Below are 13,328 nucleotides of genomic sequence, written 5' to 3'. Positions count from 1 at the left end.
GAACAATCATGAAAACAGTTAAAACAATTATGATGCTTTTGGTATTTCTATGTTGTAGTTTATCAATTGCACAAAAATCTAACGAAACCATAACCGAGGAATTAAATTTTTCATCAAAATCCGATAAAAATATGTTGGTGGTTAAAAATATTAACGGACCGATAAAGGTTGAGGGTTATGACGGAAACTCCGTAAAAATAGTTGCTGAGAAAAGCATTTCTGCTAAACGGGAAAGTTATTTGCAAGAAGGCAAACAAGAAATTCAAATCAAAATGGAGGAGCTTGATAACAAAATTTATGTTTATGTAGAAACTCCAAATAACGACTTTAATACGGCGAAAGGTCGATATGAAAATTCAAGAAACAACCGGTGGACAAGACTCAATTATCGTTTTGAGGTTGGTTTTATAGTCAAAGTGCCAAAGTATATCAGTGTTGAGTTGTCAACAATGAACGATGGCGATATTTATGCAAAAGAAGTTCAGGGCGATGAAATCATTGTCAGTAATCTGAACGGAGCCATAACGCTTGATAACATAGCGGGCAAGACTGATGTCAATGCATTAAATAAAGACATCAATATCACGTATTATAGAAATCCCATTGGTGATTCTAAATACCATTCTCTCAACGGTGATGTCAATGTTACTTTTAAAGACAATCTAAACGCAGATGTTTCTTTTAAAAGCCTGAATGGCGATTTGTATACAAATTATGACACCACTGCTTTGAAGCCCGATTTAATAAAAACCAAAACTAAAAACGGAAAAGGAATAAAATTTAATTTGAGCGCAAATCAATCCTATAGAATTGGTAAAGGCGGAATTAAGCTTGATTTTAATCTCTTGAATGGAGACGCAACTTTAAAGAAATAAAATTATGAATAATAAAACGTTACAAATTTTAGGGCTTTTGATTTTTTTCATAGGTGTAGGGAGTCTTACTGCCCAATCAGAAACCGAATCGGTCACCATCCCTTTGAGTAAACCTGGGGAAGACGGAAAATTAAAAATAGGATTGTTATATGGCTCAATAACAGTTAAAGCACATCAAGGGAAAGACGTGATTATAGAGACAAAAAGCAAGGAAAAATCAAAACCTTCAAAAACAAAAGATGGTATGCGAAGAATTGGAGATACCTCTCTCGAATTTAGTGTAGAGGAATATGAAAACAAGGTAACCGTTAGGTCAAAAAAACAAAACAAAAGAGTAGACTTTACCATTAAGGTTCCTGAAAATTTCTCTTTGGACCTTCGTGCCACCAATAACGGAAATATAAATGTAGAAGGGGTAAGGGGTGAAATGGAGATTAGTAATCTCAATGGCGCAATTACCTTAAAAAATATAGGCGGTTCGGTAATCGCAGATGCCTTAAATAAGGATATTATAGTAACTTTTTCTAAAGGCTATGAGAAATCTCCGATGGCTTTTACAAGTTTAAATGGTGATTTGGATATTACGTTTCCTAGCGACTTAGCCGCCAATATAAAGGCTAAGACAGATCAAGGAGAAATTTATACAGATTACGAAATGAAAATGACAAGAGATGTAAGCAAAGATGAAAAGAAATCATCATCTGGTGTCTACAAGGTAACAGTCGACAAATGGGTAACTGGGTCTATTAATGGAGGTGGTGCTGAGATACTTTTTAAAACTATGAATGGTGATATTATGATACGGTCGAATTAAAAAATGTTGGAATTTTACTTCAAGTTTGACAAAAGGCACTTCTAAAATTAGTGCCTTTTATTTGTTGGTAGTTGTAACAAATGAAATTGAATTGCGTCTATTTAATGATTCCTTACTCGATTCTACAACGGGGAATAGTTTTATTTTAGCACATTCTATTTTCAATGAAACTACTAGCTGATTTTATTCTAATAACTGGCTTTGCTATTACTTCGGTTATCTTGTTTATGTTGGCGATTTCTAAAAAAAGAAAAACCCCACAAAACATTTTGATGCTCTTTTTGAGCATTACCTTGATCATCATTATTACGGTAGCGACGTCTCTTCATGAACTTAGAAATGTTTTTATTTTTTTTAATTTATTAGAAGATGGGGCACGCTTTATTCTGGGCCCATTGTTATTTATCTATATTAAATCGATTTTCAAAAAGGATAAAAATTTAATTAAAAATCATCTACTCCATTTCTTACCATTTATAATCTATTTTGGTGTTATTACTCTTCCAATAGGTATAAGTCGAATACTTGGCAAAACACTTTTCGATTATTTAGAGCTATTGCATGGTACGGCATATGTGGCCATTATTAAAGACTTATATTGGCTCTTATATATTTTCCTATCAGGTCGACTTTTTCTAATGTTTAAAACGAAAATGAAGTCCAATTATTCAAGTTTTAAAAAAGCAAACTTCGATTGGATTAATAAGTTTCTTATCAGCTGCCTTTTGGTGGTGCTATTTGATTTGGTAGTTGTTTTGTACCGAATCTTTTTCATAAAAGAAATATCTTGGGACGTTGGTCTTATATCGCTTTGTTTTTTGATTCTTTTGACTATCTATCTTGGATATCATGGACTAAAGCAATCCACCATATACCTTCCTAAATTTTTATTGGATAATGAAGAAGCGAGTAAAAAGGATAAGCATCAAAATATCAAGTTCAGTTTGTCTAGAGAAGAACTAGAGGAACTTAAAAGTAATCTTGACGATATCCTAATATACGAAAAACCCTATTTGCAACAAGAACTGACCTTAAGTGGACTTGCAGAACTTATAGGAACTACTGATAAAAAATTATCTAGCTTGCTCAACCACCACCTGAATGTTTCATTTTATGACTTCATAAACCAATATCGTGTCGAAGAAGTAAAAGAAAAATTGAAACTCGAAGAGTATGAGAAATACTCTCTTCTAGGACTTGCCTATACTTGCGGATTCAATTCCAAGAGTAGTTTTTATAGAGCCTTCAAAAAGGAGACAGGTATTTCTCCGACGGCCTACAAAAAGGAAAATTCTATTGAATAACTAGCGATATAGTTATCACAAGTTAGTCCCGATGTTTTTAGTGGGACGAATATGTAGTCTCCCTGATATAAATTGCTGTTTAAATATCAAGTTATAGGCTACCATGTTAAAAACAAGTTTCTCAATACTTTCCAATGCGTTTGGCTTTATTATTCTGGCAATTTTTCTAACAAGTGTAGCGAAAGCGCAAACTGTTGAAGACACTATATCGGTAAAAATGACCAGGGCCTTCCAAAAAAGCCGACTACCAGGTCTATCTTTAGCAATGGTAAACGCAAATGGTTTCTTATACCAAAATAGTTTTGGTTATGCTGATTTAGATTCTAAAAAGCTGTATGATAACAATACCATTCAAAATATTGGTTCTATTTCAAAGACCCTTATTGGGGTTTCTTTAATGCAATTGGTGGAAAAAGGCAAATTGAGACTTGAAGATCCTATTAATAAATACCTTCCTTTTTCTGTTGATCATCCCAAGTTTCCTCAAACGCCGATAACCATTCTCCATTTGGCGACACATTCCTCAGGCTTAAAAGATACCCCAGGCAATTACGAATTTAAGTCTTATTATTTAGACCCAGTTTTTCAAAAAGAACCTGTTTACGCAAAAGGGTTTTCGCTTGAGGAAAAAGTGTTTCTTAAAAAAATTAAAGACAATAAGCGAATTTCACTAGATGCGTATTTGAAGAAGTTGCTTGAGGTAAATGGAGAATGGTACAACTCCAAAAATTATTACGATTTTAAACCAGGAAGTTTTTATGAATATACAAATATAGGTGCCTCTCTGGCAGCATATATCGTTGAATTAGTAGCTGAAATGCCTTATGAAGAGTTCACAAAAAAAGAAATTTTCAAACCTTTAAAAATGGATTCTACAGGCTGGTTTTACAAAGATGTTGATATGAGCCGTTTTGCTACCCGATATGTGGGTAAAAAACACACCATTGCACCATTCTATGAGCTTAGCACCTATCCTGATGGGGGATTAAAAACTACAAGTACTGATTTGGGCTTATTTCTTCAGGAAATGCTTAAGGGATATGCAGGAGATAGCGAATTTCTAAGTAAAGAGAGTTTCGAAACACTTTTCAAAAACCATTTATCAGTACCCGACGGCGAACGAAATGGTATTTTCTGGGATGTTTTTGCGGAAACAGGAGTTGGTGATATTGGTCATAGCGGTATCGACCCCGGAGTTTACAATTTTATGTATTTCAATCCTAGCACAGGAATTGGAAAGATATTGATGACCAATGCTACTGGAGATAAAAACCAAGAGAATACCATAGCCGTCTGGGAAGAATTCATTCACTTGGAAACCTTGTTTTTGAACTGAAAAAGAGTTTTTTCAATATTGCACTTAGCTTAAGTTCAAAGTTATAGTGTATGAAGACGAAACTGAACGCGGTATTTAATTAATAAACCATACTTGATGAAAGATAAAAATAAGAGAAATGTTGAGGCTTTTATGCTCACCTTAGGAATCTGTGCAACCATAGCGGGTATCGGATTGATGATAAGTGGAAGCACATTGGTTGGGATGCTTGGATCCATATCAGGGGCATTTTTGATAATTTATGGATATAATAAGAACAAAGCCTCCTAAAACCTTTGTGAAAATAGATCATATTTTTTATGGCAAGGAATAAATTTTGGACTCCAGATAGAATAGTCACGCTAACGGCAATCTTCATTAGTTTATTTACCTTAATTGTTTTTGCAAGGCAAACCAGCATTATTGAAAAACAAAGTCGCTTATCCGTTATGCCCTATTTGATCATGGAAACCGGCTATAACCCAGATGAGGACTTCATTACCTTGACTTTAAATAACTATGGGGTTGGACCTGCAATCATAGAAGAGATAAAAATATTTTACAAAGGGAAGACCTATGAGATGGATTTTGCTGATTTCCTTCGAACCGATATTTTTCAAACTGATAGTGTCGCCGTTTTGGCTAGCGCAAGTATTGATGCGGGCTTGGCCATACCGGCTGGCGCTGAGCGCATGGCCATTAAATTTGGCGGATCTGGTGACAGATATATTAAAACTGAGAAGTTTTTGCGCAAACTTGAAAGAAACGAATTTGACTACGAAATCATTTATAGCTCTATTTATGATGATACATGGCGCATAAAAAAGTCAGAAGATATTCCTGAAGAACTTTAAGTGAAAAAACCACGAATTTCTACGGAACCTTTGATTTCTATCAAAGTAATATTTTGAAAGTATTAAAATTTTATAACTAAATATCAGTATGAATTTAAATCGATTGTATCCATTAGTATTTATTTTATTTGTGATTAGCAATGCTTCATTTTCTCAAAGTGAAATAAATATTGCAGCACCACTAATTGAAAAAAATCGCTTGCTCCAAGATTTGGAGAATCTAAAAAGAAATCTGGAAACAGCCCAACCAAGTTTGTATAATTACACGTCAAAAAAAGAAATGGACGCTTTCTTCGAAGAAGTAAAGAAAGATATTGTTGACGATATGAGCAGTATAGATTTTTTTCGTTTAATAGCTCCACTTTCCAACTTAATTAGGAACGGGCATACTATTATAGTCCCGTCATCAAAATGGGAAGATTTTGTTGTGACAAGCGCAAATTTATTACCCTTAGACCTCTATTTTTATGATGACCAGCTTTATATTTTGAGCAACGTCTCTGACCAACCTGACATAGTGGAAGGATCAATCTTGAAGTCCATAAATGGCAAGTCTGCAATTGAGGTTTTTGATTATATGGTTGACCGTTGGTTTAAAGATGGGTACAACAAAACAAGGCCTCGTGAAATTGTAGAGGAAGAATTCCGGTTACTATACACCCACTTTTTTGGAGATGCTAGGAAATACGAGTTAGAAATAATAAGTCCAGAAGGTGATAATTTAGTTATTGAAGTAGACGGTATACACGAATCAACATTCAAAAAAAGGTTAAATGAGCGTTACGATACTGAATTTGTGCCTTGGTGGCGAAGAGAACCTAAACCGTTGTATTTTGAATTTTTAAACGATGACATCGCATATCTCAAAGTTACCCAATTTAGTAATGGTCTTAAGAGCAAGAAGGGTGAACGTTTTAGTAAATTTATAAAAAGTTCATTTAAAGAAGTAAAAAATAGAGGTGCCGCTAATCTAATTTTAGATTTACGTGGAAATCAAGGCGGGGATGTTAAACCCCAATTAGAGTTATTGAAACATCTTGTAAAGAAGCCTTTTCATTTGTATAAAGAGGTTTTTGCCAAAATCAGGACATTGCCAAATCCGGAGTACTATGAATTTGATATTTTATCAAGAACGGAATTCAAAAAGAATTTTCTTAATGAAAAAGTTGACGACGTATATCCAATGAAAAGCCAACTTGGTTATGAGGAGAAACCACAACCACCTTCGGAGAACCTTTTCACTGGCAATTTGTATGTCTTGATTGATGGTTGGTCATTTTCTGCAACAGGTGAGGTGAGTGGAATCTTAAAAGAGCACAGAAAAGATGCTATTTTTTTAGGTGAAGAAACTGGCGGTAACCCTGTCACTAATATCAGTGGCATTCAAACATTCATGACGTTGCCCCATTCAAAAAACCGTATACTAATTTGTCTGGTTAATTACACTACTGACGTTTCCTATAAAAATGATGGTCATGGGGTCATTCCTGATCATCGGTTGCGAAATACGGTTCAGCAGGAAATTGATAAGAAAGATAGCGTTTTAGACTACACTCTAGCATTAATTAGACAATAGTCATCTAAGCTTTTCAAACACACTTTGTTTATAACTCACCCCTATAGGTATTTCTATTTCACCTATTTCCACATCCTTCAAGGTATGTGCCGTAATATGGTTTAAGTTGACCACATAAGACCGATGAATTCTTAAAAATGATTCCGAGGGCAATTGCTGTTCAAAATCAATCAAGGTTGTTTTGACCATCAACCGTTTATTGATTAAGTGAATCTTCACATAATCCTTAACACTTTCAATATAAAGAATGTTAGCAAATAGAATTTTGTATTTTTTTTTATCAGCCCTTACATAGATGTAGTCTTGTACATTTTTAATAGTGGTCGTAGCTGATATTGTTTGTTGGCTCCCACTATTTTGCTTGGCGTATTTGGTGATTGATTTTAGAAATCGCTCAAATGAAATTGGCTTGACCAAATAATCTAAAATATCAAGTTCATAGCTTTCTACGGCATAATCGATATAGGCTGTGGTCAAAATAACTTGTGGAGGGTGTTTCAAAGATTTCAAAAATTCAATACCTGTAAGTTTGGGCATTTGAATATCAAGGAACATCAAATCGATTTCATGCTTTTCCAATATGGAAAACGCTTCAATAGCATTCTTACAACGTGCCTTGATTTCATAACCATCCAACTGAATGAGATAGTTTTCAATAACTTCTATTCCTAAAGGTTCGTCATCAACGATAATACACTTAGTAGTCATGACAAGATGGTAATTAAATTGATTTCCAAGTGTACTTCATAGGTTATATCTGTTTCTTCTACCTTTAATTCATAGTTGTCCGGGTAGATTAGGTCGAGCTGTTTTTTAATGTTTGAACTTCCAATACCCTTGGTGTAATTGGTCAAATCTTCTTGTGAATCTGGACTTTTGGTGTTAAAAACAACGAAAGTTAATATATCTTTTGTTGCCTTTAAACTCATATTGACGGTCGGTTCATTTAAAGCACTACTGATACCATGTTTGAAAGCATTTTCAACAATTGATAATAAGATAAGTGGAGCAATTTGAATATGGGTGTCATTGATATCTTTATCAAATGTAATTTTTAAGTCCGGTCCGTACCTTAATTTTTCTAATGCTATATAGTTATCCAAAAGCCGTACTTCGTCTTTTAGCGAAACATATTTTTCATTACATCGATATAGCACATAAGTTAGCATTTCGGATAATTTCAAAACTGACTCAGACGACTTATCAGAATTTTTAAGGGTAAGGGCGTAAATATTGTTTAAGGTATTTAACAAAAAGTGAGGATGTATTTGGGCTTTTAAGAAGTTTAGTTCGGCCGTTGTTTTTTCCTTTTCCAATTCATCCAATCTTCTTCTTTCTTCACTTCTTTGTTTCAACAATTTAATACTAGCCATAATTGTAGGAGCGATATAAATAGGAAGTAAATAGTTACGCGCTAGTCTATCAAGACTAAATAATACGAGTAAGAGCATATTAATGGTAGAGGTGTCCTCAACAACTCCAATAATAGGTTCAGCAACGAATACCGTAAGTAATCGGGCCAATACGGTCAAGAAATACATACTCAACAAAACCGACCCTATGAACTTAAGGTATCTCTTCTTGTATGCATATTTTGGCAGTTGGTAGTAAACAAGAAGGTAAGCCGCTATTAAAATAGATGGTAAAATAGCAAGGGTATATACCGAAATTACTTTTAGGGTATATCCTGTATACAGAAACACTTGAGATTGGAGTATGAGTATGACAACCCAAAACAGAATATGGGTCAGTACCCGATTTTTCAAAATTCTATCCAGCATTTTTCGAAATAATATAACACTCCTAAAATAACAACTTTGAGGCTGTTTATTCGGAATTGTAGACGAATAGGTGTTATAACAACCCTTAATGAAAGCATTTTAAGGTCGAATAAAGTCTATGGACTAAAACGTGATAAATAGCCTATGGAAACTATAGCTTGGTCGTTTTTTTGAAAACCAAAAAGATAATACGGATAGCTTAGTGCCGAATCTAAAAAATAACAGATATGAAAACAAACATTATTTCAAGTATCGCCTTGCTATTGGTAGCAGTCAATTTTTATGGGCAGTCAGATGGCCTCACGGTCGATATAGAACTAGAGTCCAATAGCTTCAACAAGGCACACCCCTATTATGAATATTTTAAAAACAAGGATGACGATTACATTAAATGGCTGTACTTCGGATGTGCTTCAAACCCTAGTGGGTCCATAAATTCAAAAAAAAAATCCTCGAAAAGGAAAAACGAATCAGGGCTTTTGATTTTTAAAATTACCAAAGAAGGAAATTCTAGATATGACACGATTCGCAATTGTGTTCATCCAAGCGCTTATGAGGTTGAAAGAGATCCAGGCTGGGAGAGTATCGTACCCATACACGGGAAACTTCCGAATGGTGTGTGGTGTACCCTTGATAATAATCCAAAGGGGAATACTGGGGTTACACTACATGTAAAAGAAACCCCTGTAAATGCAAAATTGGAAATAGTGACCGAGGAGGGTGAGTCAATTCGAACACTCGTCGATAACTACTTGGAAAAAGGCACTTATGATTTCTCATGGAACCCGAATTCAGTTAAACCAGGGTCTTATTTGTTGCATACTGCAATCGATGGACAATTTATGATACAGCGTATTCATGTTCAGAGTAGCTGGTTGCGTGAAGTATTTCCTTTTTTATTTGGAGAGCAAATTGCCTATAAAAAGTATCGTAAGTCTGAGTCTTCGGGAAAATTACCTAAAGGTACCGTCTTATCAATTAATCATGATAGGCATGGCGTTACTTTAGGGTTGACCAATATTAAAAATACTCAAGTTCGCATTGCACTGCTCAGACCAGATGGTTCGCTTTTTAAGAATATCGTCAATTCTAAACTGCAAGAAAATATATACGAAGGTCTATTGAACGAGCATGTGGAGAAAACAGGAAATTATCTTCTTGTGGTAGAGGTAAATGGGGCTACGAGAACACAAAAAATCAAACTAAAAAAACAAGCATGAAACATATTTTGATACTGACAATATTTTTATTTTGGACTCATCTTCAATCTCAAGAATCGGAACGTATACAGACTACAAACATAGATTCAATTACGGTTCGAATAGATGACTATGTAAAAAAGAACAATATACCCGCTATAATAGTGGCTATCGTAGAAAATGGAAAGGTAACATATATTAAAAGGGGTAACACAAAGCGAAAAAATGGACTGCCAATTTCGGAGAAAAGTGTTTTCCAAATAGCCTCAATCAGCAAAACGTTTACAGCAATTATTGCCAACACCCTTCTTGAACAAGGTTTACTTGAATTAAAGGCACCCATTTCGAAATACCTCAAAGAAGATGTTTCCTCTGAAGTTCTTATGAAATTAAATAGAATTACTATTAAAGATCTTTTGCATCACAGAGCAGGTTTCCCACATGATGGAAAATCGTTACCTCCCTCACCAAATGGCACACCTCAGAAAAAACCTTATACAAAAGTGTTATTACTGAAGGATTTGACCAATATGAAGGTTAATACCAAAGCTGAAAAACGATTTTCGTATTCCAACTTTGGTTATGCGCTATTAGGCCATATTATGGAAAAGGTTAGCGGGAAACCTTACGCTACACTGTTACAAGAGTATGTGAATCAACCCCATGGATTGGAAAATACAACCGTGGTTGAAAAAAATATTCCTCTCAATTTGTTGGCAATACCGTATGCTACCCACAAGAGAGAGATTGAATTACGACCTTGGGTAACGGGAACTACAAAGGCTTCGGGGGGGATATTCTCGTCTGGCGAAGATTTGATCAGAATTATGGAGGCACAAATGCAAGACTACAAGATTCATCAAGCTACGGGAGCAATTTCTCCTTTGCTTTTGACCTTCCAAAAAGAAAAGGTAAGCGGCGCACTTTCTTATGGCTTTGGAATGTTTGAATCCAGAAAAGGAGGAAAAAAGAATATCTTAGCCCTAGGGCATGGGGGAGATTTAGACGGGTACGCCAGTTTTTATGATTTCTATCCAGATCAAGATTTAGGTTTGATCATGTTGACCTCGAGTGGAGGCAAAGCGTTTATTGATTTTCATGACCAATTGGAGCGTTTTTTACTGGGTTTGCCACAGAAAAAGGAGATACTGTTGCCGAAGCAAGTATTAAAGCGATATGAAGGTACTTTTGTCTTCGAATCCGGACGAGAAATTAAAATTAAACTAAAAGGTGACAAGTTAATCAGTACTGGAAAAAGAATACCACCCTTGCAATTGCATGCGCAGAATGAAAACACCTTTTTTTTCAAAGAATTTGACGGATGGCATACCTTTGAATTCAATGCAAAAAATGAAATTATAGAGGCAAACTATATTCAGTATGGTGAGATAATGAAGTTGCGAAAAATTAAATGAGTTGAAATGACCAATTTAAAAGAGCCTGCTTGCCAATTGATTAACAAAAATTGATTTAGTGTTATATCTTGTGACCTAAGCAGATATAGTAATTCTCATTTTTAATATTTTTATCTAAACAACAATTTCAATTGCATTTAAAAATTCATATTCTACTAATTTGCTTTTTCGCGCTCCAGGTTTTTGCTCAGGAAACGAATGAAAAGAAATCTTTGGATAGTCTTGCAAGTAGAATTTCTACTACTGTGGGATCTAAAAAGTTAGCTGCTATCCTGCAATTCTGTGAGGAGAGTGCTAATTCTTCAGCTCGTCAAGTCCTGGAATTTACTTCTGAAGGCCTTTTACTGGCTGAGGAATTGAATGATTTCAAAGCTAAAGCAGAATTATTACGTTATCGAGGTTCTTCGGCTTTGATTCTTGGAGAAATGGACGACTCCATCGATTTTTTTAAACAGTCTATTGTCTTAAGTGAGTCCGCTAAGGATTCTATCAATCTTGCCGAGGGATATAATAGTTTAGGACGTTATTTTTTTATTCTCGGAAATTTTGAAGCATCAAGGGATAATTATAGACTTTCTCTAAATATTTCTGAAAAAATCAGTAACCCGAAATTGATTTATGAAGTAAAGGCAAACATAGCAAGCAGTTATTTAGGCCAAGGAAAGTATAACAAAGCACTAGAATTGTTAGAAGAAGCCTTGGCGCTTTGTAGACAAAAAGAATTATACTGTGCGGGAGCTATTCTAAATAAAGGCATTGCCATAAATAATATAGGTAAACCCAGTGAAGCACTAGAACTCTTTTTTGAGGCGAGAAAAACATTTTTTGAGAAAGGAGAATTTAGTGCAGTTGCCCTTACTGAGCACCACATCGGTTACCTTTTAGAACGCGCGGAATTATATGAAGAAGCGATTCATTATTTTAATTTAGTTAAGGAGTTTTACGAAAAGAGTGAAAACATTAATCGGCTAAGTGCTATTTATGCCAATATTGGTGAATTAATGTTGGAATTAAACAGGCCTGATGAGGCCGAAAATTATTTTAATAAATCACTGGATTACAAAAAAGAAACAGGAATAAAGACCGTAGGCGATCCTTTGCACGGATTGGGTTTAGTGGCACTAAAAAGAGAAAAATATGACTTAGCCTTCAACTATTTTCAAGACGCCCAGAGAGCATTTGCGGCTATAGATGACGAAGCCTATGAAGATGAGATATACTATGCCTTCTCAAGCTCCTATTTCGGAATGAAGGATTTTGAAAATGCAGAAAAATACGCATTGAAGTCAGTGATGGTAAACAAGAATTCTGGTTTAAAAAGGGAATTGGCTTTATCTTATGAAAATTTGGTTCGAGTTTATGAAGAGCAGGAGAAATATGATTTGGCGTTACAAGCCAAAAAGGAACTGGAAGCGATAAACGTTGATTTGAATAGTACTAAGGAGATATTTGCTATTACTAAACAATTGGTGGTTGAAACACTTAGAAAAAATGAAGAAGAAAATAAACAAGATTTAAGTGTTGATAGAGAAGTTCTTACATCAAATACTAATTATTTTTGGATTTGGCTTGTTTTGATATTATTGCTGTTGGGCGGCGGTATAATTTATCTTAAAAAAAAGCATTATAATTCTAAGCTAAAAAATAGAAGTACAGTAGAGTATCTTCAGAAAGACGAGGCTAAAGTACTATTCGAAACCTTGAAAGATGTTATCAAAAATGAAAAACCCTATTTAAACCAAGAACTTACTTTGAGTGGGTTGGCCGAACTCATAAATACTTCTGACAAAAAACTATCTGCACTCTTGAATCATTCTTTATCTAGCTCCTTTTACGATTATATGAATCACTTTAGAGTAGAAGCTGTAAAAGAGAAGTTGAGATTAGAGGGGTACGAAAAATATTCTTTGGTAGGTATAGCCTATACCTGCGGTTTCAATTCTAAAAGTAGCTTCTACAGGGCTTTTAAGAAAGAGACGGGTATTTCCCCCAGGGAATATAAAATTAAACATGCTTCCTGAAATTATCTAATTGATACTTTTTTGATTTTTTAAGACTCCATATAAACGTTCGCCCTAAACTTTATTGCTCTAGTAAGAAATGAATTTTGGTCTGCTCTAACTATTAGGATTTTAACAGCTTGTTTACTCGTAATCAAGATATAGCTTCACTGAAGAATTTGTTCTTGAAAAAGT

General features: G+C 34.7%; 12 protein-coding genes. 10 read left to right on the top strand and 2 right to left on the bottom strand.

Features of this window, described 5'->3' with window-relative positions:
• Positions 1-8 precede the first annotated feature (8 nt).
• The 7 genes from FEE95_RS02515 (at position 9) to FEE95_RS02490 (ending at position 6,738) form a co-directional block, all read left to right on the top strand.
• Positions 9-875: a DUF4097 family beta strand repeat-containing protein gene (locus FEE95_RS02515; RefSeq protein ID WP_138656254.1), complete on the top strand. Its 867-nt coding sequence runs from the start codon at positions 9-11 to the stop codon at positions 873-875.
• Positions 876-879: 4 nt separating this feature from the next.
• Positions 880-1,689, top strand: a complete 810-nt coding sequence (locus tag FEE95_RS02510; RefSeq protein ID WP_138656253.1) for a DUF4097 family beta strand repeat-containing protein — start codon at positions 880-882, stop codon at positions 1,687-1,689.
• Positions 1,690-1,853: 164 nt separating this feature from the next.
• Positions 1,854-2,993 (top strand): helix-turn-helix domain-containing protein, encoded by a 1,140-nt coding sequence (locus FEE95_RS02505; RefSeq protein WP_138656252.1) that lies wholly within the window; start codon positions 1,854-1,856, stop codon positions 2,991-2,993.
• Positions 2,994-3,096: 103 nt separating this feature from the next.
• A complete protein-coding gene (locus FEE95_RS02500) occupies positions 3,097-4,329 on the top strand; it encodes a serine hydrolase domain-containing protein (RefSeq protein ID WP_138656251.1) in 1,233 nt (410 codons plus the stop codon).
• A 96-nt stretch (positions 4,330-4,425) separates the two neighbouring features.
• Positions 4,426-4,599 (top strand): hypothetical protein, encoded by a 174-nt coding sequence (locus tag FEE95_RS22075; RefSeq protein ID WP_171036963.1) that lies wholly within the window; start codon positions 4,426-4,428, stop codon positions 4,597-4,599.
• A gap of 29 nt (positions 4,600-4,628) precedes the next feature.
• Positions 4,629-5,162 (top strand): hypothetical protein, encoded by a 534-nt coding sequence (locus FEE95_RS02495; protein WP_138656250.1) that lies wholly within the window; start codon positions 4,629-4,631, stop codon positions 5,160-5,162.
• Between the two features lie 88 nt (positions 5,163-5,250).
• Positions 5,251-6,738 (top strand): S41 family peptidase, encoded by a 1,488-nt coding sequence (locus FEE95_RS02490; RefSeq protein ID WP_138656249.1) that lies wholly within the window; start codon positions 5,251-5,253, stop codon positions 6,736-6,738.
• Here the strand turns inward: FEE95_RS02490 and FEE95_RS02485 are convergent, their stop codons facing one another.
• Positions 6,739-7,446, bottom strand: coding sequence for a LytR/AlgR family response regulator transcription factor (locus tag FEE95_RS02485; RefSeq protein ID WP_138656248.1), 708 nt, complete (start codon positions 7,444-7,446; stop codon positions 6,739-6,741). It lies immediately after the preceding gene.
• Positions 7,443-8,519, bottom strand: a complete 1,077-nt coding sequence (locus FEE95_RS02480) for a sensor histidine kinase (protein ID WP_138656247.1) — start codon at positions 8,517-8,519, stop codon at positions 7,443-7,445. Before FEE95_RS02480 ends, FEE95_RS02485 begins: the two co-directional genes overlap by 4 nt.
• A gap of 227 nt (positions 8,520-8,746) precedes the next feature.
• On the opposite strand from FEE95_RS02480, the gene FEE95_RS02475 reads away from it, so the two are divergent.
• The 3 genes from FEE95_RS02475 to FEE95_RS02465 all read left to right on the top strand — a co-directional run bounded on the left by FEE95_RS02475 (position 8,747) and on the right by FEE95_RS02465 (position 13,154).
• Positions 8,747-9,739, top strand: coding sequence for a hypothetical protein (locus FEE95_RS02475; protein ID WP_138656246.1), 993 nt, complete (start codon positions 8,747-8,749; stop codon positions 9,737-9,739).
• Positions 9,736-11,133 carry a serine hydrolase domain-containing protein gene (locus tag FEE95_RS02470; RefSeq protein ID WP_138656245.1) on the top strand — a complete coding sequence of 466 codons (1,398 nt, stop codon included), beginning with the start codon at positions 9,736-9,738 and terminating at the stop codon, positions 11,131-11,133. The genes FEE95_RS02475 and FEE95_RS02470 overlap by 4 nt, the downstream gene beginning before the upstream one ends.
• A gap of 131 nt (positions 11,134-11,264) precedes the next feature.
• A complete protein-coding gene (locus tag FEE95_RS02465; RefSeq protein WP_138656244.1) occupies positions 11,265-13,154 on the top strand; it encodes an AraC family transcriptional regulator in 1,890 nt (629 codons plus the stop codon).
• The last annotated feature ends 174 nt before the right edge of the window (positions 13,155-13,328 follow it).

Origin of the sequence: Maribacter algarum (ex Zhang et al. 2020) (assembly GCF_005885635.1) — a bacterium.
GTDB classification, from domain to species: domain Bacteria; phylum Bacteroidota; class Bacteroidia; order Flavobacteriales; family Flavobacteriaceae; genus Maribacter_C; species Maribacter_C algarum.
Note: the sequence above shows the minus strand (reverse complement) of the source record. Positions and strands in the feature narration are given on the sequence as shown.

Coding starts and splice junctions, on each gene's coding strand:
- FEE95_RS02510 (WP_138656253.1), top strand. CDS start 880: ATGAATAATAAAACGTTACAAATTTTAGGGCTTTTGATTTTTTTCATA.
- FEE95_RS02475 (WP_138656246.1), top strand. CDS start 8,747: ATGAAAACAAACATTATTTCAAGTATCGCCTTGCTATTGGTAGCAGTC.
- FEE95_RS02485 (WP_138656248.1), bottom strand. CDS start 7,446: ATGACTACTAAGTGTATTATCGTTGATGACGAACCTTTAGGAATAGAA.
- FEE95_RS02495 (WP_138656250.1), top strand. CDS start 4,629: ATGGCAAGGAATAAATTTTGGACTCCAGATAGAATAGTCACGCTAACG.
- FEE95_RS02500 (WP_138656251.1), top strand. CDS start 3,097: ATGTTAAAAACAAGTTTCTCAATACTTTCCAATGCGTTTGGCTTTATT.
- FEE95_RS02505 (WP_138656252.1), top strand. CDS start 1,854: ATGAAACTACTAGCTGATTTTATTCTAATAACTGGCTTTGCTATTACT.
- FEE95_RS02490 (WP_138656249.1), top strand. CDS start 5,251: ATGAATTTAAATCGATTGTATCCATTAGTATTTATTTTATTTGTGATT.
- FEE95_RS02480 (WP_138656247.1), bottom strand. CDS start 8,519: ATGCTGGATAGAATTTTGAAAAATCGGGTACTGACCCATATTCTGTTT.
- FEE95_RS02515 (WP_138656254.1), top strand. CDS start 9: ATGAAAACAGTTAAAACAATTATGATGCTTTTGGTATTTCTATGTTGT.
- FEE95_RS02470 (WP_138656245.1), top strand. CDS start 9,736: ATGAAACATATTTTGATACTGACAATATTTTTATTTTGGACTCATCTT.
- FEE95_RS22075 (WP_171036963.1), top strand. CDS start 4,426: ATGAAAGATAAAAATAAGAGAAATGTTGAGGCTTTTATGCTCACCTTA.